The organism is Piscibacillus halophilus (genome assembly GCF_900110685.1).
Lineage (GTDB): Bacteria > Bacillota > Bacilli > Bacillales > Alkalibacillaceae > Piscibacillus > Piscibacillus halophilus.
This window is the reverse complement of record NZ_FOES01000032.1, coordinates 1-21,394: the sequence shown is the minus strand read 5'-3', so window position 1 is coordinate 21,394 and position 21,394 is coordinate 1. Positions and strand designations below refer to the sequence as shown.

26 protein-coding genes and 1 riboswitch are annotated in these 21,394 nt (G+C 39.7%); of the genes, 7 read left to right on the top strand and 19 right to left on the bottom strand.

Annotated features, from left to right (window positions below):
* The 13 genes from BMY57_RS12140 to paaA form a co-directional block, all read right to left on the bottom strand.
* The gene (locus BMY57_RS12140; RefSeq protein ID WP_091774685.1) at positions 1-1,020 is read right to left on the bottom strand and encodes an alpha-ketoacid dehydrogenase subunit beta; all 1,020 of its coding nucleotides are present in this window, start codon (positions 1,018-1,020) and stop codon (positions 1-3) included.
* A gap of 1 nt (position 1,021) precedes the next feature.
* Positions 1,022-2,077 carry a pyruvate dehydrogenase (acetyl-transferring) E1 component subunit alpha gene (gene pdhA / locus BMY57_RS12135; protein ID WP_091774683.1) on the bottom strand — a complete coding sequence of 352 codons (1,056 nt, stop codon included), beginning with the start codon at positions 2,075-2,077 and terminating at the stop codon, positions 1,022-1,024.
* Between the two features lie 12 nt (positions 2,078-2,089).
* Complete coding sequence (locus BMY57_RS12130; RefSeq protein ID WP_091774681.1) at positions 2,090-3,238, bottom strand: Leu/Phe/Val dehydrogenase; 1,149 nt, start codon at positions 3,236-3,238, stop codon at positions 2,090-2,092.
* A 49-nt stretch (positions 3,239-3,287) separates the two neighbouring features.
* The gene (locus tag BMY57_RS12125; RefSeq protein WP_091774679.1) at positions 3,288-3,683 is read right to left on the bottom strand and encodes a thioesterase family protein; all 396 of its coding nucleotides are present in this window, start codon (positions 3,681-3,683) and stop codon (positions 3,288-3,290) included.
* Positions 3,684-3,854: 171 nt separating this feature from the next.
* Positions 3,855-4,820 (bottom strand): NAD(P)H-dependent flavin oxidoreductase, encoded by a 966-nt coding sequence (locus BMY57_RS12120; RefSeq protein ID WP_091774678.1) that lies wholly within the window; start codon positions 4,818-4,820, stop codon positions 3,855-3,857.
* 211 nt (positions 4,821-5,031) lie between these two features.
* Positions 5,032-6,549, bottom strand: coding sequence for an aldehyde dehydrogenase family protein (locus BMY57_RS12115; RefSeq protein WP_091774676.1), 1,518 nt, complete (start codon positions 6,547-6,549; stop codon positions 5,032-5,034).
* A gap of 18 nt (positions 6,550-6,567) precedes the next feature.
* Positions 6,568-7,344 (bottom strand): enoyl-CoA hydratase/isomerase family protein, encoded by a 777-nt coding sequence (locus BMY57_RS12110; RefSeq protein ID WP_091774674.1) that lies wholly within the window; start codon positions 7,342-7,344, stop codon positions 6,568-6,570.
* A gap of 3 nt (positions 7,345-7,347) precedes the next feature.
* Entirely contained in the window at positions 7,348-8,121 is a 774-nt protein-coding gene (locus BMY57_RS12105; RefSeq protein WP_091774672.1) for an enoyl-CoA hydratase/isomerase family protein, read from the bottom strand.
* A complete protein-coding gene (locus BMY57_RS12100) occupies positions 8,102-8,419 on the bottom strand; it encodes an EthD family reductase (RefSeq protein WP_091774670.1) in 318 nt (105 codons plus the stop codon). Before BMY57_RS12100 ends, BMY57_RS12105 begins: the two co-directional genes overlap by 20 nt.
* 95 nt (positions 8,420-8,514) lie before the next feature.
* Positions 8,515-9,009, bottom strand: coding sequence for a 1,2-phenylacetyl-CoA epoxidase subunit PaaD (gene paaD, locus BMY57_RS12095; RefSeq protein ID WP_091774668.1), 495 nt, complete (start codon positions 9,007-9,009; stop codon positions 8,515-8,517).
* Positions 9,010-9,021: 12 nt separating this feature from the next.
* Positions 9,022-9,852 (bottom strand): 1,2-phenylacetyl-CoA epoxidase subunit PaaC, encoded by an 831-nt coding sequence (gene paaC, locus BMY57_RS12090; protein ID WP_423809580.1) that lies wholly within the window; start codon positions 9,850-9,852, stop codon positions 9,022-9,024.
* Positions 9,828-10,178, bottom strand: coding sequence for a 1,2-phenylacetyl-CoA epoxidase subunit PaaB (gene paaB / locus BMY57_RS12085; RefSeq protein ID WP_091774666.1), 351 nt, complete (start codon positions 10,176-10,178; stop codon positions 9,828-9,830). Before paaB ends, paaC begins: the two co-directional genes overlap by 25 nt.
* Before the next feature lie 16 nt (positions 10,179-10,194).
* Positions 10,195-11,175: a 1,2-phenylacetyl-CoA epoxidase subunit PaaA gene (paaA, locus tag BMY57_RS12080; protein ID WP_091774664.1), complete on the bottom strand. Its 981-nt coding sequence runs from the start codon at positions 11,173-11,175 to the stop codon at positions 10,195-10,197.
* 232 nt (positions 11,176-11,407) lie between these two features.
* Between paaA and paaX the strand changes: the two genes are divergently transcribed.
* Complete coding sequence (gene paaX / locus BMY57_RS12075; RefSeq protein ID WP_091774661.1) at positions 11,408-12,229, top strand: phenylacetic acid degradation operon negative regulatory protein PaaX; 822 nt, start codon at positions 11,408-11,410, stop codon at positions 12,227-12,229.
* A 34-nt stretch (positions 12,230-12,263) separates the two neighbouring features.
* Here paaX and BMY57_RS12070 read toward each other — a convergent pair whose 3' ends face one another.
* Entirely contained in the window at positions 12,264-12,794 is a 531-nt protein-coding gene (locus tag BMY57_RS12070; protein WP_091774660.1) for a gamma carbonic anhydrase family protein, read from the bottom strand.
* Positions 12,795-12,944: 150 nt separating this feature from the next.
* On the opposite strand from BMY57_RS12070, the gene BMY57_RS12065 reads away from it, so the two are divergent.
* The 3 genes from BMY57_RS12065 to mntR all read left to right on the top strand — a co-directional run bounded on the left by BMY57_RS12065 (position 12,945) and on the right by mntR (position 14,687).
* Positions 12,945-13,190 (top strand): hypothetical protein, encoded by a 246-nt coding sequence (locus BMY57_RS12065; RefSeq protein WP_091774658.1) that lies wholly within the window; start codon positions 12,945-12,947, stop codon positions 13,188-13,190.
* A gap of 216 nt (positions 13,191-13,406) precedes the next feature.
* A complete protein-coding gene (zupT, locus tag BMY57_RS12060) occupies positions 13,407-14,207 on the top strand; it encodes a zinc transporter ZupT (RefSeq protein ID WP_091774656.1) in 801 nt (266 codons plus the stop codon).
* 57 nt (positions 14,208-14,264) lie between these two features.
* On the top strand, positions 14,265-14,687 hold the full coding sequence (mntR, locus tag BMY57_RS12055) for a transcriptional regulator MntR (protein ID WP_338157651.1): 423 nt from the start codon (positions 14,265-14,267) through the stop codon (positions 14,685-14,687).
* Positions 14,688-14,789: 102 nt separating this feature from the next.
* On the opposite strand, the gene BMY57_RS12050 is transcribed toward mntR, so the two are convergent.
* A complete protein-coding gene (locus BMY57_RS12050) occupies positions 14,790-15,269 on the bottom strand; it encodes an acyl-CoA thioesterase (RefSeq protein ID WP_091774654.1) in 480 nt (159 codons plus the stop codon).
* A 151-nt stretch (positions 15,270-15,420) separates the two neighbouring features.
* Positions 15,421-15,599, bottom strand: a riboswitch (cobalamin riboswitch).
* 87 nt (positions 15,600-15,686) lie between these two features.
* Positions 15,687-17,126, bottom strand: coding sequence for a VWA domain-containing protein (locus BMY57_RS12045; protein ID WP_143063833.1), 1,440 nt, complete (start codon positions 17,124-17,126; stop codon positions 15,687-15,689).
* 279 nt (positions 17,127-17,405) lie between these two features.
* Here BMY57_RS12045 and BMY57_RS12040 point away from each other — a divergent pair, with 279 nt between their 5' ends.
* The gene (locus BMY57_RS12040) at positions 17,406-17,621 is read left to right on the top strand and encodes a hypothetical protein (RefSeq protein WP_091774650.1); all 216 of its coding nucleotides are present in this window, start codon (positions 17,406-17,408) and stop codon (positions 17,619-17,621) included.
* 138 nt (positions 17,622-17,759) lie between these two features.
* Here BMY57_RS12040 and BMY57_RS12035 read toward each other — a convergent pair whose 3' ends face one another.
* Entirely contained in the window at positions 17,760-17,960 is a 201-nt protein-coding gene (locus BMY57_RS12035; protein WP_091774648.1) for a hypothetical protein, read from the bottom strand.
* Positions 17,961-18,110: 150 nt separating this feature from the next.
* Positions 18,111-18,587, bottom strand: a complete 477-nt coding sequence (locus tag BMY57_RS12030; protein WP_091774646.1) for a PaaI family thioesterase — start codon at positions 18,585-18,587, stop codon at positions 18,111-18,113.
* A 129-nt stretch (positions 18,588-18,716) separates the two neighbouring features.
* Here BMY57_RS12030 and BMY57_RS12025 point away from each other — a divergent pair, with 129 nt between their 5' ends.
* The gene (locus BMY57_RS12025; RefSeq protein WP_091774644.1) at positions 18,717-19,442 is read left to right on the top strand and encodes a DUF421 domain-containing protein; all 726 of its coding nucleotides are present in this window, start codon (positions 18,717-18,719) and stop codon (positions 19,440-19,442) included.
* A 232-nt stretch (positions 19,443-19,674) separates the two neighbouring features.
* Here BMY57_RS12025 and BMY57_RS12020 read toward each other — a convergent pair whose 3' ends face one another.
* On the bottom strand, positions 19,675-20,937 hold the full coding sequence (locus tag BMY57_RS12020; protein ID WP_091774642.1) for a YeeE/YedE family protein: 1,263 nt from the start codon (positions 20,935-20,937) through the stop codon (positions 19,675-19,677).
* 227 nt (positions 20,938-21,164) lie between these two features.
* On the opposite strand from BMY57_RS12020, the gene BMY57_RS12015 reads away from it, so the two are divergent.
* The coding region (locus tag BMY57_RS12015) for a transposase (protein WP_177176383.1) at positions 21,165-21,394 on the top strand (230 nt) is incomplete at its 3' end.

Genomic DNA, 21,394 nt, shown 5'->3' with positions numbered 1-21,394 from the left:
TTAGAAATGGACTGCTTTTTCAATACTTTGTAGTACGCGTTGTGGTGTGGGTAAGTAGTGATCTTCAAGCGCGAAAAAAGGGACTGGTACATCAAAGCCAGTGACTCGCTCAATGGGCGACCTTAAGTATAAAAACGATGTGTCGTTAATCTCCGAGATTAGATCGTTTCCAAGTCCGCCAGTTGCGTGAGCTTCATGAATGATGATCGCGCGTCCGGTTTTCTGTACTGATTCTGCAATCAAGTCTCGATCAAGCGGATAAAGGGTCTTTAAATCTAAAATTTCACAACTAATCTCTTTTTGCTCTACTTGTTTTGCTGCTTGTTTCGCCACTGGAATCATGGCACCCCAAGCAATCAACGTAACATCCGTTCCTTCTTGAAGCTTTTCTCCTTTTCCAATCTCAACGGTGTACTTACCTTCAGGAACCTCTTCTCGTTGGGCACGATAACTTCTCATCGGTTCCATAAACAACACCGGATCTGGATCTTCAATTGCTGCAATCAGCAACCCCTTTGCGTCATAAGGTGTGGATGGGCAGACGACTTTAATGCCTGGCATATGAGTAAAAAGAGCCTCAGCACTATCCGAGTGAATCTCAGGTGCTCGAATTCCCGCTCCATAAGGGGCTCTAATAACCATCGGAACAGAATAATGCCCCATTGTTTTCATGCGCAACCTCGACACATGGGTCATAATCTGATCATAAGCTGGATAAATAAAGCCCATAAACTGCATCTCTGCAACTGGCTTAAAGCCATTTACCGCAAGACCAACTGATGTACCAACAATCCCAGACTCTGATAGTGGGGTATCAACGACGCGATCCTCTCCGAACTGTTCCTGTAACCCTTCAGTTGCTCGGAACACACCACCATTTTTCCCAATATCTTCGCCAAGTAAGATTGTTGTATCATCTTCTTCAAGCATCGTTTTCAAACCATCATTAATGGCTTGAACCATTGTTAACACTTGAGTCGAATTCGTTTGTTCAGCTTTTCGTTCCATTTTGACGTCCATCTTACCCCCTCCCTAGAAGTTCAAGATAGGATTGTTTTTGTTCTGACAACTGTTCAGGTGGGTTGGCAAATACGTGGTCGAACAAGTCACTAGGATCTGGTTGCGGAAAGTGTTCCATTGCCTCAACAGCCGCTTCCACTTCTTCTGTTAACTCATGTTCAATTTGATCAATCCAGGCATCGTACCAATAGCTGTAGTTTTTCATAAAGTGTTCGAGTCGATCTAGTGGATTTACCACATCTTTTCCTTGTTCCTCTGGACGGTACTTCGTCGGATCGTCCGCAGTCGTGTGAGCTCCCGTACGCCAAGTAACAGCCTCAATTAATGTCGGTCCACCACCATTTCGTGCTCGCTCTACTGCTTTTTTTGTTTCAAAGTAAACTGAAAAAATATCATTACCATCAATACGAACACTTGGAAGATCATACGCTAGTCCTTTTTGAGCAATGGTCTTGGAGTGCATTTGTTTTTCAATCGGAACCGAAATAGCATATCGATTGTTTTGGTTGAAAAAGATCGTCGGTGTTTGAAAAACGCTAGCGAAGTTCAATCCTTCGTGAAAATCACCTTCAGACGTGGCGCCATCTCCGAAATAACATAGTGTCACGTTTTGAGTGCCTTTTCGTTTTTCTGCCCAAGCGGTACCGACTGCATGAGGGATTTGTGTGGCGATTGGCACCGCAGCAGGAAAAATATTTTTACCTTCTGGAGGGACACACCCCTCTGCTCGACCGTTCCAGTATAAAAACGTTCGCACCATATCGGCTCCGAATGTTAAGGTCGCACCGTGGTCACGATAAGTCGGAAACACCCAGTCGTCTGTTCCTAGGGCTAATACGCTGCCAACTTGAGAGGCTTCCTGCCCTTCAAATGGCGGATAGGTTCCAATCCGTCCTTGACGCTGTAGGCTAATAGCTTTTCGGTCAAAGAGACGTATTCGTTTCATATGGTAGTAAGCCTTTTTCACGAGTTCTTCATCGATTTGTTGAAGGGTCTTCTCATCGGTTATGTTCCCTTGGTCATCCATTACCTTTTGAATCGGAAATTGCTCTTCCATCTCATTGCCTCCTTAACGTATATTCCACTTTGGTCGAATTGAACGAGTATAAAAACTATTGCGCTTTTCTCTGGCAGCCATGACTTCCTCACAAAACTGATTCGCTGCTTCGACCGTCGATATTTGCTTAAGCTCCGCTTGTTTATAGACCTCAATCATCGTGTTATAGATTTCTTTCGTTTTAATCAAAACGCGTTCTTTATTAGCACCATAAAGTTCATCAGAGACTTGAATTAGCCCGCCTGCGTTAATAATGTAATCTGGTGCATATAAAATGCCTCTTTTAGCCAGTTCAATGCCATGTTCCTCTTTTAATAATTGGTTGTTGGCTGAACCTGCAATCGCTTTGAATTGGAATTGTTCGATTGTGATATCGTTAATGATTCCCCCAAGCGCGCATGGAATAAATATATCTGCCTGCTGTGAGTAAATATCATTCGGGTCCACCACCGTTAACATCCCAGGCGTGGAACGTGCTATCGATTGAATTGCTTCAATGTTGTCGTCACTAATATCTGAAACATAAATGGAAGCACCTTCACGCAAGAGGCGTTCAGCTACTTTAAAACCAACCTTCCCTAATCCCTGAATCGCATAGGTGACCGTGCTTAAATTTTCGTCACCAAAAAGCATTTTGTTCGTTGCTTTTAACCCATAAATGACACCTTCTGCTGTTGGAATGGAAGAGTCACCCCCACCTCCATACGCTTCAGGAATACCAACAATATTTTTCGTTTCTTTAAAGGCATGGACGAAATCATCCATCGTCGTACCCATATCTGTTCCGGTGTAAAAACGACCGCCGAGTGATTCAACGAACTGCCCAAATGCGCGAAATAATTCTGGGGATTTATCGGTTTTCGGATCACCAATGATGACGGCTTTACCACCACCGAAATCGACATCTGCTGCCGCACATTTATAGCTCATACCTTTTGAAAGCCTGAGTACATCATCTAAGGCCTCATCCACTGTTTCGTATGGCTGCATGCGACAACCGCCAATGGCTGGTCCGAGTTTTGTGCTATGTATCGCAATGATAGCTTGTAGATTCGTGGAGGGATCATTACAGAAGACAACTTGTTCATGTTCTGCCATTTTACTCATGAGGTCAAAGCTTTCATTTTTATCGTTCTTAGACGATGCCGTTAAAAAGCTCATATCCATCCTCCTCACAGGATTTAAAAACTATCCCGAACAACTGTTGACCTTATTTGTCTTGTGTAAAAATTTTTTTGCGGATAACCTTTTTAGGTAAGATGACCTGTTTTACCTCACCTTTACCTATTAATGTTTGATCATGATATGCCTCAACTTTCGTGATCACTTGTGGGTGCTCATATGAGACAAGTGTTGCCGTTAACGTAACGGTTGTATTTAAAGGGGCTGCATGAATGTGTTTAACTTCCACAGCCGCTCCCATCCCTTCTTCATGTTCTTCTAAAAAGGGAAGGATTATTTTTCGTGACACCCACTCCATGTGATATACCATGGCTACGGTTGAGTAAACTGGATGAACCACCTGACCTTCAAAGCTTGCAAACATATCCTCTGTTACATCAATCTCAATCGTCTCTTGTCTACCAACTTCCATTCCTGCCTTCATCAAATCGCCTCTTTTTAAGAAAATAGGCTCGTATTAAAGCGCTTTCATAATGTTGAATAAAAACATTTTTACTCATTCATATTCTCGCTAGACCAATGATATAACGCTCTTTCAACGTTATTTTATCACCGCGTTATATAGGGGTCAATTTAATATTTGAATTTTCAGACACTATTTAGAGAAATTCATTTGTAATAATTGTTTAGTTTGATCGATTTGTTGAAGAGCCTCATTCATCATGCCATCTAGTAACTGTTGAACTGTAGGGACATCTTGGATTAATCCACTCACTTGCCCACTGTTAAGGAAACCTTGGTCTAGATCTCCTTCAATTGCGCCTTTACAGTGATGCATTTCGGATGTCATCTCTCGGTAATCCTCCTGTGTCATACCTGCCTTTTCTAGTTCGGTTAACTTTTGAGCATAAGGTGTGTTAAAAATTCGTCTAATTTGCCCTACAGAGCGTCCAACAATAACGGTTCCTGTTCCGTTATCGTCTAGAATTTTTTGCTTATAAAGATTATGAAACGGCGCTTCTTGAGTAGCAATCAGTCTAGTTCCCATTTGGACACCACTTGCTCCTAACATAAGACTTCCGGCAAGACCTTTTCCATCCCCAATTCCTCCAGCCGCGACCACCGGTACATGAACATTTTCGGCAATTTGTGGAACTAAGGTAAACGTTGTGAGTTCCAAGTTCGAGTTAATCCCTGCCGCTTCATATCCTTCTGCAACCAGTAAATCGACCCCCGCTTCTTCTGCTTTTTTGGCATGTTTAACCGATGCCACCAGGGTCATGACTTTTACTCCGTATTTGTGAAATCTCGGAATGTATGGTGCTGGATTACCTGCAGACAGTGATACAACTGGAATATTGTGGTCGATCACCAAGTTAATTAATTCTTCAACATGTGGCGAGACACTTAAAGCAATATTAATGGCAAAAGGTTGTTCAGTTAGCTTTTTTGTTTCGATTATTTTTAGTTCCACTTCCTCTGGTGTCATTGTCCCGCAACCGAGCGTTCCAAGTCCGCCAGCATTGGAAACAGCTGCCGTGAGCTGGGCATTACTGATATTCCCCATTCCACCTTGAATGATCGGGTATTTAATATTTAATAAGTCGCACACTGGATTCATTTTTTGTCCTCCTTGTCATGTTTCGCCAACCTCATTCGAGTTCTCGCTAAAAAATGAGCAGGTTTCGCCACTTTTAAATCTTGTTTCGCTAGACTTTCAGTTCGTTTCGCCAAAAACTGGATTAGTCTCGCCAATCATCTAATCGGTTTCGCCAATCCCGATTAACAACAATCAGCCGAGACATGAGACATGCCTCGACCTTGAATATACTTTATACTCCAAATGGGTTTAATGGTTTTGGACCGTAGTACGATAGAACACTCTTGTCTTCCATGTATAAATCAAGTGTTTCGACAGTTAATTCACGGCCAAAGCCAGATTGTTTATAGCCTCCAAACGGTGTCCCTGGGAATGCTGAGAATGGACTGTTCACCATAACAATCCCCGCTTGGATTTGATGAGCGACTCGAGTCGCACGACCTTGATCTTTCGTCCAAATAGCTGAACCTAAACCGTATTTCGTGTCGTTTGCGCGTTTAATGACCTCTTTTTCATCCTTGAATTTTTCAACAACCACAACTGGACCAAAAATTTCTTCCTGAACGACCTTCATGTCAGGCGTCACATCTGTAATTACCGTTGGCTCATACCAATATCCATCTTCAAAACCTTCGGGATACATCGGCTTACCCCCAGTTGCAATGGTCGCTCCATCCTCAATCGCTGATTGTACATAGAAATCAATTACTTCAAGCTGCTCTTGACTAATAATCGAGCCAAGATGGGTTCCTTTATTAAATGGATTACCCGTTTGAAGCTTTTGAGTTTTCTCGATAAACTTTTCCATAAACTCATCGTAAATATCTTCATGCACGAACATACGCGAGCGTGCTTCACACGACTGACCGGTATTAAAGAAAATACCGAACAACGATCCCGCAACGGCTGCTTCCATATCCGCATCCTCAAACACAATATTTGGAGATTTACCACCAAGTTCTAACGTGATACGTTTTAATGTCTGAGATGCTTTTTCCATAATATCTTTCCCTGTAGGTGTCGAACCTGTGAAGGCCACCTTGTTCACATCTTCATGCTTCACTAAGTAATCACCTACAACCGCCCCTGAACCTGGAACCGTATTAACAACCCCTTCTGGCACACCCGCTTCATGGCAAATTTCATTTAAAATAATAGCGGTAATAGGCGTTAATGATGCTGGTTTAATAACGACTGAACACCCAGCTGCAATCGCAGGTGCAATTTTCCATGCGGCCATCATCATCGGATAATTCCACGGAATGATTTGCGCACATACACCAACAGGCTCTTTATGTGTATAATTAAAGAAACCGTATGGCATGTTATTCACTTCACCGCGATGACCCACAATAGCACCAGCATAGAACTCGAAGTCTTCAATCGACTGGTTGATTTGAACTTGTGCCGCCCCAACGGACTTCCCACTATTTAATACTTCCATTTCGACTAATTCGTCAAAGCGCGAACGCATGATTTGAGCAATTTTATTTAATACTCGTGCACGCTTACCAACAGGATACTTGCGCCACTTTCCATGGTCAAAAGCTTGTCGTGCTGCTTGCACTGCTTTTTCAGCGTCTTCTTCATTCGCCTTCGCAATCGTCGCAATCACTTCACCTTTAGCAGGGTTAAAAGTTTCAAACGTACTACCTGAACTGCTTTCCACTCGTTCCCCATTAATAATCATGGCATAGTGTTCACGTTTCATGTCACCGACTTGTTTAATGGCTTCTTTCGTCATTTCCATGTTCGATTCACTCCTTTTTTACTTTCCAATAAACGTAGGCTTCCTTTTTTCTTTAAACGCATGGACACCTTCTTGGTGATCCCTGGACAGTCCCGCAATGCGCTGAGCGTAAGCCTCTTTTTCTAAAAATTCTTCAAACGATTCATTCATACTATCCATCATGTACCGTTTAACTAAAGCAATTGACTTTGTTGGCATGTTAGCTAAGTTTTGCGCAAATGCCTTCACCTTCTCATCCCACTCATCAGGGTCGATCACTTCTGTTGCTAAGCCCCATTCATAAGCCTCTCTTCCTGAAAATGGCTTACCAAGCACTGTTATTTCCATGGCCTTGGCATAACCTATCAACCTCGGAAGCATATAAAGCCAACCTGCATCTGGGACCAATCCAATCCCGACAAAAGCACTAACAAACTTAATATCTGGCTGAACCAGACGAAAATCCGCAGCTAAAGCTAAACTCACCCCTGCCCCAGCCGCTGTGCCATTTATAGCTGCAACGACCGGCTTTGATGTATGCTTAATGGCCTTCAGCATAGGATGGTAGCGCGAGCGTAAGAAGTCCGCATGGTTCGTATCTTCATCTACATCTTGTAGATCTTGCCCCGAACAAAATGCCTTTCCTTCCCCCGTAAACACGATACACCTCACGTCATCATTTCGGTTCGCGATTTTAATTGCATTCGTGATTTCTTTATTCATCGTTTCTGTAAAGGCGTTATAAGCAGACGGCCGGTTCAACGTAATCGTTGCAATGCCTTCATTTTCGATGTATTTAATCGTTTCAAAATCCATCCTTTACACCCCTTTAAAATGAGGAGGTCTTTTTTCGGTGAAAGCGTTCATTCCCTCTGTTTGATCCTCTGAGTCAAAGGCGAGGTAAAAGTTTTTCCTTTCAAGCTTCATACCATCCATCAACGATAAATCATCTGCAGCTTTTACAGTTTCTTTGATCAATCGAAGTGAGATTGGTGCTTGGTTAGCCAATTGTTTGGCTAAACGCATGGACTCCTCTTCTACCAGTTCATCTGCGACAATTCGATTGATCGCCCCTAAACCCATTGCTTCAGAAGCGCTCATCGATTCCCCTAACCATATCCATTCCAAAGCTTTTCTCTGACCGATGGCTTTTGCTAAAAGCTGAGTTCCCCCTGCCCCAGGCATGACACCTAACTTTACTTCTGGAAAACCGAATGTTGCATTCTCGCCTGCCACAATCAAGTCACAATGAAGAGCGAGCTCAAATCCTCCGCCGAGGGCAAACCCGTTAACCGCTGCCATAACAGGCTTTTTGATTAACTGAATTCGATCCCATACTGCAAATGGGTCAGCTAATTCTAGAGTCAACGGAGTATCATTCAACATTTCTTCAATATCCGCACCCGCTGCAAATGCGCGATCATTTCCTTTAATGAGAATCACCTTAACAGTTGAGTCACGGTCATACGCTTCTAATTGTTCAACAATCTCATCTACCATTTGCCGGTTCAACGCATTTAATACATCGGGTCGGTTGAGCTGAATAATCCCGATTGAATCCTCCAAATAGGCATTAATGTATTTGTTCGACATGAACTTCCTCACCAATGACTAGCGTGACAAGATCACCGGCAAATTGCATCACGTCTTTACCTGATGCTTTTCCTTCGTCTGTTTTCATCGCAGCTTGCAGAGATTCGTGGTCATCATAGTACATTTCGCAAAGTAAGTAGTAATCAGTTTTTCCCATTGGAGATCCGACGATTTTAGTTACTTTCATGTCTCGTAGTCCTGGGATTTTTTGTGTGAGTGGTGTGTGAGTGTTGAAGTAATGCTCATCAAATTTTTCCGGATCCTCCGGTTGTTTGTAAATCGCGATTAATTTAACCATTATAAAAACTCCTTTTTACTTTTTTTAAAACAAATATTCTTTGCTACAGACCGCCGCTTCTCACTCAGTTACAATCAAACATCAAATAGATGTCATTAATACACATAATCAACGACTGGTTTCATGGCTTCGAACGGGTTTTTACAAGTAGTGCAATATAAAATACTTCTACAAGCCGTTGGTCCAAAGACGTTTTCCATCGATGTGAAATCCGAGTCGCAATATGGGCAAGCAACCGTCCATTCATTACCTGGTTGGTAATTCTCTGGTGGAGGAGCGATGCCATGCTTTTTTAGCTGTTTCTTTCCCTCATCCGTAATCGCATCTGTTGACCATTTTTCTTGAAATGTAAATTGAACTTCGCATTCTGACACCCATGAAAGCTCGGTTACTGCCTTTTGCACGTCACGCTGGATGAAATCTAACGCAGGGCATCCTGCAAACGTTGGCACCATCGTGATATAAACCTGACTCCCGATGATCTTAACGTCATGAACCATTCCCAAATCTGACACACTTACGGATGGTAATTCCGGATCATCAACTGTTTTTAATACAGCACGGACTTCCTGTAATCGTTGTTCTTGCACTCCATCTCCCTCCTACCATACGGCATCCTTATCGCTCTCATAAACTTCCGACAAAATTTCTAATGCTTGGTTCAGATCTGGTGTGTGATCACCTTCCCTTCCACTTCCAAACTTTTTACCTATATCTATAGATGGGAACTCTTGAATCGTCTTAGAAACCTCATTTAACCAACGTTCTCTCAAAGTTCCCTCGCTAATCATCAATTCAAAGTGCTCCATCTCAGTTGCATGATGGCCTAGTTCATATACATCCCCTATTTCTTCCGAAGCTTCTAATAACCTGGCTTGAAGTCGTTCGTGAGCTTCATCTGTTGAATGATATAACTGATTAAACCAAATCTTCCAATGCGCTAGATGATATGGCTGTTCCATTAAAACTTTCCCAGCGACATTCGCAAGCGGCTGATATGAACTTTTTGTAATCGCTTCCAATTTAACTTTTTTAAACGTTTCATAGAGGAAATTCCTCACAACCGTTAAAGCCCAATCATAATAAGGCTCTTCCGTGTAATGGCCTTCTCCGTTTTTCTTTTCAAAATAAATCGCATTCTTCCGTACATTAGATTGACGTTCATGAGCGAGTTGATCAGCTTCAGGCTCCCCTAGTTCTTCTAACAAGTTATAAAACATGAGCGCATGCCCCATCGTGTTTTGAGTAATAGATGAAAAAGCTACATCTTCTTCGATATGAGGTGCTAACCCTAGCCACTCTGAGCCTCGGAATGAAATGATAAAGTCATCATCAGCTAATTGATAGATTAAATCTTTTAGTGCATTTAAATAAATGGGATCCTGTTTAGCCTTTTCAGCTGATTCAATCATTTCTTCTTCACCTCTTTCCAAGACATGATCTCCTTTTCATCGAGCATGCCTTGTTCTTTTTCCTTCCACTTCTGCCTTAAGTAGCCGTAGCCTTTAGTTTTACGGTAATCTTTGTTATCCAATCGATTCGTCCAGTTCATGCGCTCTTCACTTGTCATCGCTCGAATGTTACTACGTTTGACCACCCAAACATCAAGTACATCTTCACGACGCATGAAATTTTCCAATGCCATCGTCAGAGCCATATCTTCATTCGGGGCAAGTAGACTAAATTGATGCTGAATTGGGGCTTTGACACTTTTTTTACTGAACACTTCATATTCTTGGTAAAAACTCGTCTCTTCCAACGTACTCTCCCCTTTCTTAAGAACCAACTGCTTCTTTTGATAAAGCCTCGCGGACCCAGCAATTATTTTTATAAGCAATTTCTCTTAAACGCAGGCGTTCTTTCGAGCGTGGACCATTGTTCTTAATAATTTGTTTAAATTCATTCCAATCAGGTTGTTGATAAACCCATTGACCTTTTTCTTCATCGTAATGAACCGTCTCATCTGGAACCGTAAGTCCCAATGAGAAAACACGAGGTAAATATTTATCTAAAAATGCTTGGCGTAATTCTTCATTATTGCTCTTACGAATTTTATATTTAATCATAATATCTTGCTTTGATGTTCCCGTTGTATCTGCGGTAGATGGACCAAAAAACATTAATAACGATGGCCACCAACGATTTAAAGATTCTTGTAAGATATCACGCTGGTGCTCGGTTCCTTCCGCCAGTGCCATAATAATCGCTTCTCCGTGTTGAGCGTGAAATACTTCTTCCTGACATATGCGCTGTAGAGCACGCTGGTAAGGGCCGTAGGAGGCATCAAGCATATTGGTTTGTGAAATAATCGCTGCTCCATCCACAAGCCATCCGACCATTCCAGCGTCAGCCCAAGTACGTGTCGGCATATGGAAGACATTATGAAACTTTAAGTCTCCTTTTAATAGGTTCTCAATTAAATCTTTACGTGTTTTTCCATAAGGTTTCATTAAATCTTCTGCCACCCGAAGTAACAGTTGACCGTGACCCATCTCGTCTTGGACTTTCGCCATAATGCCAAGCTTTCGTTTTAATGTTGGCGCTTTTGGAACCCATTCTTTCTCAGGGAGTGCCCCCATAATCTCACTAATTCCATGCATGGAAATCAGTTTAATTAACGACTGACGATAATCATCTGGCATCCAGTCATCCGCTTCGATCTTTTCTCCAGCTTCAATACGCTCCATAAATCGTTCGTACTTCTCTTGATCTTCATGCGGACTTTCTGAACTGCCATATTCAATATAATGATACATACAGCCACCTCACATCATACGTTTATTTAACGTTATCGTATCAAAACGTTATATAATATTCAATAAAATTTTTAAATTTTCAAAAATCTAAGACTATAGTAATTAAAATTTATGTTGTAATATCCAGCAACATTCGTGCATTTCTTTATAAATAAGTGCGTGAATATTTTGTTATTTTATAGTAAACTAGTCACAACCCACTTATCTAATGAATAAGGAAGGATTTATCGAAATGGACAAACAATTTAACACACGGTCTATGATTTTTACGTTATACGGCGACTATGTCCGTCACTATGGAAGTGTGATCTGGATTGGTAGTTTAATCAAACTATTAAAAGAATTTGGGCATAATGAACAGTCGGTTCGAGCGGCGATTTCACGGATGAGCAAACAAGGCTGGGTCAAGTCCGAGAAGCGCGGGAATAAAAGCTATTATTCTCTTACGGAACAAGGAAAAGCTCGTATGGAAGAAGCCTCAAAGCGAATCTATAAATCTGAATCACCAAAATGGGATGGGAATTGGCGCATACTTGTTTACAACATACCTGAAAACAAACGCCGTTTAAGAGATGAACTTCGCAAAGAACTTGTTTGGAGTGGTTTTGGAAACCTATCTAACAGCTGTTGGATCACCCCAAACCCACTAGAAGAACAAATACATAGAATGGTAGATAAATATGGGATTAGAGACTATGTGACCTATTTCAGTGCATCGTATGAAGGAATGAGCCATCCAAAAACTCTCGTTGATAAATGCTGGGACTTAAATGAGGTGAACGAAAAGTACTCACAATTTATTAAGGAATATAGTGAGAAGTATTATATTGATCAAAATCTCATTCAAAAAGGGGAAGTGAGTGATGGAACTTGCTTTGTTAAATGTGCATCACTCGTTCACCAATACCGCAAGTTTTTATTCATCGATCCAAACTTACCAGAAGAACTATTACCTGATCGTTGGTTAGGAAACTCTGCTGCTACTCTATTTAATGATTACCACGACTTACTCCAACCACGAGCTACTAGGTTCTTCGAGAATGTATTTGAGTAACTATTGAGGGCTGCTTTGCTTAGCAGCCCTTTTCTCATCTAGTTATCTTTTCAAATACTTTCGGGTCTTGAAACTCCTGACCCTTTGTTGCATAAGTGTTTATCGTTTCTTCAATCATTTTCATATCTTGATCGGTTAGTTCACGTACAACTTTGGCAGGTGAGCCCAATACCAATGAACGTGGGGGAATGACCTTTCCTGATGGAACGAGACTGTTTGCTCCAATAATAGAGTACTCCCCTATTTCAGCTCCATCTAATACTGTGGCTCCCATTCCTACGAGCACCCCCCTCTTTAATGTACAACCGTGAACGATGGCATTATGTCCAATCGAAACCTCATCTTCCATCGTCAATGGAAACTGTTCATATAGGTGACACATAGAGTTTTCTTGAATATTACATCGCTTTCCGATTCGTATCGGACCTTCATCACCCCTAATGGTCACATTAAACCATACACTCGATTCTTCTCCAATCTCAACATCACCTATAATTCTAGCACCGTCAGCAATATAAACAGAGTCGTGAATTCGTGGAGACTGATCTTTATAACGGTAAATCATATGAACCCCTCCTTCAACATTTCTGATTTTAATATAACATATTTTTTAAGTCCGTTTTTTAAACATAACAAATGAAACTTTCAATCTATAAAAACGTATAATTATTAGAAAAAGCATAACCTTTCTCGATCAATAGCTTAGGAGGTAAACATGAGTAGCAAACAATATGTTGCAGTCACATACGATGTGTGTAAGGTCGAAAACCTATTTGAAGATATGAACCATTATCAACTTGAACCATCCATAAATATGGATGAACAGGTTAATCAATACGCCAAACAAGACATTGCGCCCGTTGTAAGAGTTTATGAAAAGAGAAACGCGAACCAAACATCAAATCTATACAAAGAGTACCATTTCAAAGAATATGATTGTAGCTGTTCGAGCGAGATTTAATTTTTTGATTGTTCTCGTCTTTATTTTTATGTTATAGTTTCCTTAAGGAAACAAATATTCATTAAAGCAACTTTTTTTAAATAATACATGCACATTCTAGAATATACCTACATATCATTTTATTAGTTTTGCAGCAAATTTTTTTGGTCAAAAAGTTTCCTCAAGGAAACATATTGTCCATCACGAAAATGATACATGAAATAGGAGGAACCGATGATGACAGAAGATTTATTATTTGCCTTTGGCTTAACTTTAATGGCAGGTCTAGCAACAGGAATTGGTAGTTTACTAGCCTTCTTTACCACAACTACTAATACGAAATTTTTATCATTTACACTAGGCTTTTCAGCTGGGGTGATGATTTATGTCTCTATGATTGAAATCTTTTTTAAAGCTCAGGAGTCATTAATTGCAGCTATGGGTGAAGTATCAGGAAATTGGCTAACGGTGGCTGGTTTTTTTGGTGGAATCTTACTAATTGCATTAATTGACCACCTTATCCCTAAACAAGGAAACCCTCATGAGCTCAAAAAGGTCGAGGATATGGATAAAACACCAAAAGATCCAGATTTACTTAAAATGGGAACTTTTACGGCCATTGCGATCGCGATCCATAATTTTCCTGAAGGTATTGCAACCTTTACATCTGCATTACAGGACCCAACACTTGGTATTGCCATTGCAGTAGCGATTGCGATTCATAATATCCCTGAAGGAATTGCGGTTTCTGTACCAATCTATTATGCCACTGGCAGCCGTAAGAAAGCCTTTAAACTTTCATTCTTATCAGGTTTAGCAGAGCCTTTAGGAGCTGCTGCTGCCTTTTTACTACTTATGCCATACTTAAATGACGTGATGTTTGGAATTATATTTGCTGGAGTAGCTGGGATTATGGTATTCATCTCATTGGATGAATTACTTCCAGCGGCTAAAAAATACGATGAAACCCACCTTCCAATCTATGGAGTCATAAGTGGAATGGCAATTATGGCCTTAAGTATTTTATTATTTATTTAAAAACTTGTCCGTTTACTCTAAAATAAGAGTAAAGGAACTTTTAAAGGAGGAAGCTGTTTGGCTACAACACCGAATATGGAGGATTACTTAGAAATCATCTATCTCATGTTTGAAGAAAAAGGTTATGCTCGTGCTACCGACATAGCAGAACACCTAGATGTCTTGCCTTCCTCTGTGACAAAAATGATGAAACGTTTAGATCGTAAAGGACTTGGCGTTTATGAAAAATACCGAGGGTTTGTGCTTACTTCTAAAGGTAAAAAAATCGCCAAAGACATTGTAGATAAACATCAAACACTAGAAGATTTCTTTCGAGTTTTCGAGATAGATTCAGATAATATTTATGAAGAAGTCGAAGGGATTGAACACCACATTGGTAAAGAAACAACCTTTTGCATCTCTTCACTCGTACGATTTTTTGAGGATCATCCAAATATTAAAAAACAATACTTTAAGTACCGAGAAGATTTAGACGATTGATTTTGCTATCCAATGCACCGCATTTTGCGGTGTTTTTGTCTTTATGAAAAGAAAAAGCCGCTTGTACGGCTTTTTCCTTCTATTATTATCATTTCGTTTTCTTTAATTAAGGTCTTCATGATGAGCTATTTGTAACCTTCTTTCTTTACGTTTTTTGGCAGTTTGCAATAAATTTTTCTCTTCTTCTGTTTCTGGTATGACTCCAGGTACAGGCACTGGTTGTCCATGTTCATCAATGGCTACCATCGTTAAAATAGAAGTGGTCGTTAATACTCTTTCTCTCGTCTTATACTTTTCGCATTCTACCTTTACATAAACCTCCATGGAAGTCCTACCTGTAGAAATAACAACCCCTTCTAATGTTAGGATGTCTCCAACCCTCGCAGAGCTTAAAAAGTTCACGGTGTCAATAGAGGCTGTCACCACAACTTCCGCACTGTGCTTCATGGCTGTAATGGCTGCAATCTCATCAATATAGGATAAAACCGTTCCACCAAAAATAGTCCCCATATGATTCGTATCAGGGGGTAATACTAGCTTTGTTAAAGTTGTTCGCGATACATTTGATGATATCTTTTCCATAGCTCCCTTACCTTTCCGTGTTTGAATTAAATTAAAAAAACCATTACTTCTTGAGTAATGGTTACAGTAGTAGAATTATAGGTTATATGGAAAAAGATCACTTTTCCTTAAATTTTTGCACCTTCATTCTACCTTCCCAACTCCCGAAGAAGATCATGATATAAAAATGGCAGGTTTCCTGACTCATGCTTCATCCTACCTTAAGTCCTTCCCATCATACGACAGTGGATATTCTTAAGCAGTCAGCATTTACAGTTGCGGGGACAGTTCTGGATTTTCACCAGATTCCCTATTAAGTCTAAATAAGACACCATTTTTACCGGCAACATACTATTAAATTATTTTAGGAATCGTTCATCCTACATAGTGAGTTTAATATAATGATTATTATTTTACAACTTTATACTAAATACTAATCTAATTATCATCCGATGCATTATCTTTATATTTACCTTGTATTTCATCTACAGCATCTTCATAATCTTTGTCTTTAACCTCAGATAAATCATCCCAGGCTTGAGCCTTCCATTCATGTAATTTATTTGTCCTTTCATCCCGAAAGTCGCCAATTTTAAGGGCAGCATCTAAACTTAAAGCATCAATTTCATATTGTAAATATTTAATCGCTTCACTTAAGCTATGCCTTTCATTACGATACCGATCCGCCCACTCAGCCCTGAAATCTCGCATCATGTTTGCACGGTCGACATTTTCCATTCGAGCATCACCCATCGCATGAGCTCTCCATAATCTCCATTCACTAGCTATTTTAGCTGCTTTTTGAAATTCGTCTTGTAATTGATTGCGATTTTGTACATCTTTATATGTACCTTTTGCAGCTTCTGCAACTTCTTTTAATTGTTTTTGTCCTTCATGGTCTAGATTAAAACCAATGACATTTACGACAGGAGTAATATTAGAATCTGCAAGGCTTTTAGCTTCTTCCACAGGATTACCATCACAAGTTTCAATTCCATCACTTACGATGTATATAATATTCGTATTGTTTTCTCCATCAAACTCTGCAAGATCCGACTTTGCAGCCGCGATGGCCTCCGCAAGAGGCGTCCAACCTGTTGGACCAAAATCATCCATTACTTCAGAAAGTTCTTTTTCATTAAAAGGTTTGATTCCGTATACTAATTCATTACTAGAACAAGATACCTTTTTATCAGAATCTGCGTTACTACCTTCAAATCCATAGATTCTAAGGCCAACATTAGCTTCTTCCGGTAATTCCTTTGCATAATCCATAATAGCTTCTTTTGCCAATTCCATTCGAGTTTGATCTCCTTGGTAATTAGCCATACTACCACTGGCATCTAAAATGATCTCTACATTATAATTTTCTTTAAAAGAAATCTCCTCACCATCAATTTCAGGAGGATTTATGGAATAACCTCCCCATTGTTCAAGAACATCCTGAGGGTTGGGATATTCTTCAGCAAATAAACCTACAAGCTTTAACCAGTATTTTTCTGCCTCTTCGTCGCTTATTTCTTCCTCCGATACCGGAAACTGATCTAAGACTTCCTCAATTTCTTCTTGCTGTTCTTCATATGTTTTACCTGCAAATTTACCTGGTGGCAGTGATAATAATTCTTCTATACTATTCGGGGTTTGTGGTAAGTCGCTGAAGAAATTTTCTTCCGATGCATTTGTTGTATCATCTGTCTTTTCTTCATCAGAAGCACCTGTTTCATTCTCAGACTCTCCGCCTTCTTCTGATTCAATTTCGTTCGATTCATTTGAATTTACATACGACTCCTCTTCTGCGTCTGAGTTACACCCGACTAGTATGAAACAAAATATGATGATCAAAACGTAGTAATACCTTTTCATATAACTATCAAACACTCCTCTCTTCCTTATAATAAAAAAATTACTGGATTACGTTTAAAATTTATACGAACTAAATTTACCAAAGGTTTCACTTAAAAAACAAGGGGAACAAGAACAGGCCAATTAGCTCATTATAAAATAATCATTTTATTTTAAAATTGACATATATTCACCCCTAAAATTTTCTCATTACGATAATGGCACATGGTAAAATTGGCATATTTTTCTATCATCTAAAAGGATTCCGAATGCATATGTCGAATAAAGCATTAAAATGTCAAAGGGGGAATGGTCATGATTTTAACGAGTAAAACAAATCGATTTAAAATTAAAACGTTTTTTGATGAGAGCATGCAAGAACGCTCTATCCGAGTACTAGACCGTCAACTAGGCAAAACCTTTATTTATTATGAAGATGAAGTGGACATTATCAATAACCGTCACTTACTTCCCCTAAAACATTATCTAAAGAAACGCATGCATTTTATTCGCTCTGGTGCATATGATTGAAAAGTTTTAAAACAGCGGGCTTCGTGCCTGCTGTTCATTGATCTTTTTTAAAAACTTTTTAATGCAAAATAAAAAGACCTTTAATAAGGCCTTTTATCGCATCTTTCATGTTCGTTTAAACCATTTTTCATTATGAACCTAAAAATCCATCACAACATACCTCTGTTTATCCATTTCTTGATGGTTTGAGTGTACAAGACATTTACTAGGTGAAATTTGATTCATACATTCATCCAATTTAAAATTTAGTAAAAATATTGATTGTGTACGACAAACATCACGATAGTAAGTTTTAGCAGGAGTGATTTGTTTCACTCGATACATATTTTTTAAATTCAAAAGGATGACCTCCTTAAGTGAGACGAGTGACAAGTGCCACTATAATTAAAAGGGTTAACAGGATAAACAGCATTGGCTTTAGTCGGTCCACGGCGACTCGCTCCTTTTTGGTTAGTCTATGCAAGTCACCGAATTTTATTAAAATATGAATTATTTAGCAAAATGATCTGGCATTACGACTGCGACGACTGTTCCTGAAGCTACTTTTTCCTCTTCTGCAAACACTTCAATTTCTGTACGAAATTTATTCTCACGCACTTCCTCGACGTTACCAATTGCTTTTAATGTAACACCCTGTGGGGTTGGCTTCGTAAACTTTATCTCAAGAGAAGCTGTCACAAAACGAGGTGCTTCTTCCTCATCCCCCGGCTCATATCCATTTTTACGGTGTAACGCTAATGAAGCAGAGCCTGTCCCATGACAATCAATTAGTGAAGCTAAAAAACCACCATAAACAAAACCGGGAACGGCTGTATATTTCTTATCTGGTGTGTAATATGTAACAGTTTGATTGCCTTCCCAACCTGTTCGAAAATGATGACCATCTTCATTTAAACGCCCGCAACCATAACAATGGGCAAAATCATTCGGGTAGTTATCTTGAATCGCATGCTCAATCGTCGTCATAACATCACCTCTTAAAATTTCTTAATCTTACAACAACCTAAGATTAACATACTTACATTGGTCATGCATGACGATTATGGATTAGGTCAAAATACATTATAGCTTTGCCACAAAAGGAGCCGGGCATCTATGGATGAGACGTTAAAAGAAATACTAATAGTACTTGGAAGAATCATCACCATACTCCCATTACTACTTTTAGTAACCATTTTTATGGGGAAAAGAGCCATTGGTGAATTACCCATCTTTGATTTTCTTATTATCATTTCACTTGGGTCTTTAGTTGGGGCTGATATCGCGGATCCATCTATTGCGCATATCTATACAATTGTTGCGCTCGTAGCAATTGCTTTACTTCAACGCGGGGTGGCTAAGCTTAAACTTATGAACCGGAAAGTTGGACGTTATTTAACGTTCGAACCGACTGTTGTAGTACAAGATGGAAAGCTTCTAAACCAAAACATCAAAAAAATACGCTACTCGATTGATAACATCCTTCAACTATTACGCGAGAAAAATGTTTTTGATATCAATGAAGTCCAAACTGCTATCATTGAATCTGATGGAAGCTTAAGTGTTTTATTAAAACCTTCCAAGCGTCCTGTTACGATAGAAGATATGCAACTGGACGGCGGAAAACCATCTCTAGCACTCCCTGTCATAATGGAAGGCGAAATTTATACAAGCATCTTAAAATCTTTTAGCTTAAACGAGACTTGGTTAAAAGAACAGTTAGCCAAAAGAGGGATTTTAGATCTTCAAGAAGTCTTTTATGCATCCATCAATTATGACCTAGAACTTCACGTATCTTTAAAAAACGAAAAAGGACTTATCATCCCAAGGGTTTTTCATTAATGACCCGTGGTGCTATAACTTTTATTTGCAAAAAACCTCACCCTACTTGCAATCATTACATTTTAATTTGGGAAAACCTTGACTTTACTTGCAACATTCTCACTCATACTTGTAGAAAACCTTGTTAATTTGCATAAATCATATTTCTATTTGCTACAATACCTCATTTATTTGCAAGAACACCTTTAATCGGAAAAGACCTCTTGTTGCTTGAGCAACAAGAGGTCTCTTATTAACAGAATGAATCTTTAGATTTTGGAACGGATAGTCCGAATAATGGTCGGAGGTATAAGGCTACAAAGGTTCCTGCAAGAGCTAGGATTCCCCATACATATCCATGTAGACTGAATGATGCAATTCCGCCAAAGTAAGCCCCGATGTTACAACCGAATGCTAGACGTGCACCATAACCCATGAATAGCCCACCGATGATTGCTGCTGACACGTTTCCTTTGGTTAATTTAGAAAACTTGAATAGTCCTCCAGCAGCTGATGCAATAAAGGCACCAAGAATAACCCCTAAGTTAAGAACAGTTGTTGAGTCAGCAAAGATCGATGCTTCTAAGGCTTGGGCATTGGCACCTTGCCAGTAACCCCAGCTTGCTACATCAATACCCATAAAGTTTGCAACTTTTGATCCCCAAAGCGCAAATGCTGATGTAATTCCCCATGGTTGACCACGAGTCATTAGTGTTAATGCGTTTAAAACGGCTAATGCAATTGCAGCCGCAAATAAAGGCCATGATCCACGGAAAATTCGTTTCCAACCTGTTGTTGTTGGGATCGGTGCCATTTTCGGTGCTTTTCTCTTACGTTCAATGACTAACGTAATCCAAGCGATTAGACCAAATAATACAATTGAAACTACCCATGCTCCACCATAACCAAGCCCAGTAGATGTCGCTAATGAGAAAGCTTCCATAGAAGGAGTTTCGTCAGTCCAGAATGGTAAATGTGCCGCTCCAATCGTTGAACCAACGATAAAGAATAGAAGTGTGATTAGCATCACGGTACGACCACCACCAACAGCATACAAAGTACCTGAAGCACAACCGCCTCCAAGCTGCATTCCAATTCCAAACATAAACGCACCAAGAAGTACACTTACTCCAACTGGTGATACATAACCTGTTGCACCAGTTCCAAAGAACGATACACCAAATGCAAGAATAGGTGCGAACAAGGTTACTGCTACACCTAGCATCAACATGTGTGCCCGCAATGCCTGACCGTTACCTACTGATGCCAAGCGACGGAAGGCTGATGTAAATCCAAAACGGGCATGGAAAAGTGTATAACCTAGTAAGAGTCCAAGTAATAGTAGTACAGGCTGCATAGCTTCTTGCGACATTAATAGATAAACCATAAGAATCGCCGTTACAACTAATGCGCCAATAATTAATTTTGTTTGTGGTTTATTTAAACCTGTGTTCGAAGTTGTCACAGGATCTTTCACTTCATTGACTGGCTGAACTTTCGTTGTTGTTGTCGCCATATCAATTTCCCCTTTTCTGATAAAATTTGTCGGAATTAATGACAACCAATATCATAATAAGGATTCTCCTATTTGTCAAAGGAAAAACTTACAAACTATAAAACTTAATTCTATTAAGTTCAGGCTGTCGAGAAAGTCTCGACAGCCTATATTTTTTGCCTAAACTTTAACAATTCACCGCGTTAATTTGTTATAATATAGTTAGATTAATAAAAGGCGGTGTTCCCATGTTTAATAGTAATAAAGAGCGTCAAATGGAAATAGAAATGGTTACAATTGATGAGCTTGTCCCTGATGATCATTTATTAAGAAAAATAGATCGATACATAGACTTTTCTTTCATTCCAGAAAAAGTTCGTTCATATTACTCTGAAGATAATGGTCGACCTTCGCTCGACCCACTCGTATTATTCAAGATGATGTTTGTAGGTTATTTCTATGGGATTCGATCTGAGAG

What these genes read in the sequence shown, in the direction of transcription:
- zupT (WP_091774656.1), top strand. Translation starts at nt 13,407, where the DNA reads ATGACAGAAGATTTATTATTTGCCTTTGGCTTAACTTTAATGGCAGGT.
- BMY57_RS12040 (WP_091774650.1), top strand. Translation starts at nt 17,406, where the DNA reads ATGATTTTAACGAGTAAAACAAATCGATTTAAAATTAAAACGTTTTTT.
- BMY57_RS12030 (WP_091774646.1), bottom strand. Translation starts at nt 18,587, where the DNA reads ATGACGACGATTGAGCATGCGATTCAAGATAACTACCCGAATGATTTT.
- paaA (WP_091774664.1), bottom strand. Translation starts at nt 11,175, where the DNA reads ATGTATCATTATATTGAATATGGCAGTTCAGAAAGTCCGCATGAAGAT.
- BMY57_RS12125 (WP_091774679.1), bottom strand. Translation starts at nt 3,683, where the DNA reads ATGAAGGCAGGAATGGAAGTTGGTAGACAAGAGACGATTGAGATTGAT.
- BMY57_RS12130 (WP_091774681.1), bottom strand. Translation starts at nt 3,238, where the DNA reads ATGAGCTTTTTAACGGCATCGTCTAAGAACGATAAAAATGAAAGCTTT.
- BMY57_RS12115 (WP_091774676.1), bottom strand. Translation starts at nt 6,549, where the DNA reads ATGGAAATGACGAAAGAAGCCATTAAACAAGTCGGTGACATGAAACGT.
- BMY57_RS12050 (WP_091774654.1), bottom strand. Translation starts at nt 15,269, where the DNA reads ATGGAAAAGATATCATCAAATGTATCGCGAACAACTTTAACAAAGCTA.
- BMY57_RS12070 (WP_091774660.1), bottom strand. Translation starts at nt 12,794, where the DNA reads ATGATTTACCGTTATAAAGATCAGTCTCCACGAATTCACGACTCTGTT.
- BMY57_RS12025 (WP_091774644.1), top strand. Translation starts at nt 18,717, where the DNA reads ATGGATGAGACGTTAAAAGAAATACTAATAGTACTTGGAAGAATCATC.
- BMY57_RS12065 (WP_091774658.1), top strand. Translation starts at nt 12,945, where the DNA reads ATGAGTAGCAAACAATATGTTGCAGTCACATACGATGTGTGTAAGGTC.
- BMY57_RS12105 (WP_091774672.1), bottom strand. Translation starts at nt 8,121, where the DNA reads ATGTCGAACAAATACATTAATGCCTATTTGGAGGATTCAATCGGGATT.
- BMY57_RS12140 (WP_091774685.1), bottom strand. Translation starts at nt 1,020, where the DNA reads ATGGACGTCAAAATGGAACGAAAAGCTGAACAAACGAATTCGACTCAA.
- BMY57_RS12110 (WP_091774674.1), bottom strand. Translation starts at nt 7,344, where the DNA reads ATGGATTTTGAAACGATTAAATACATCGAAAATGAAGGCATTGCAACG.
- BMY57_RS12120 (WP_091774678.1), bottom strand. Translation starts at nt 4,820, where the DNA reads ATGAATCCAGTGTGCGACTTATTAAATATTAAATACCCGATCATTCAA.
- BMY57_RS12020 (WP_091774642.1), bottom strand. Translation starts at nt 20,937, where the DNA reads ATGGCGACAACAACAACGAAAGTTCAGCCAGTCAATGAAGTGAAAGAT.
- paaX (WP_091774661.1), top strand. Translation starts at nt 11,408, where the DNA reads ATGGACAAACAATTTAACACACGGTCTATGATTTTTACGTTATACGGC.
- pdhA (WP_091774683.1), bottom strand. Translation starts at nt 2,077, where the DNA reads ATGGAAGAGCAATTTCCGATTCAAAAGGTAATGGATGACCAAGGGAAC.
- BMY57_RS12100 (WP_091774670.1), bottom strand. Translation starts at nt 8,419, where the DNA reads ATGGTTAAATTAATCGCGATTTACAAACAACCGGAGGATCCGGAAAAA.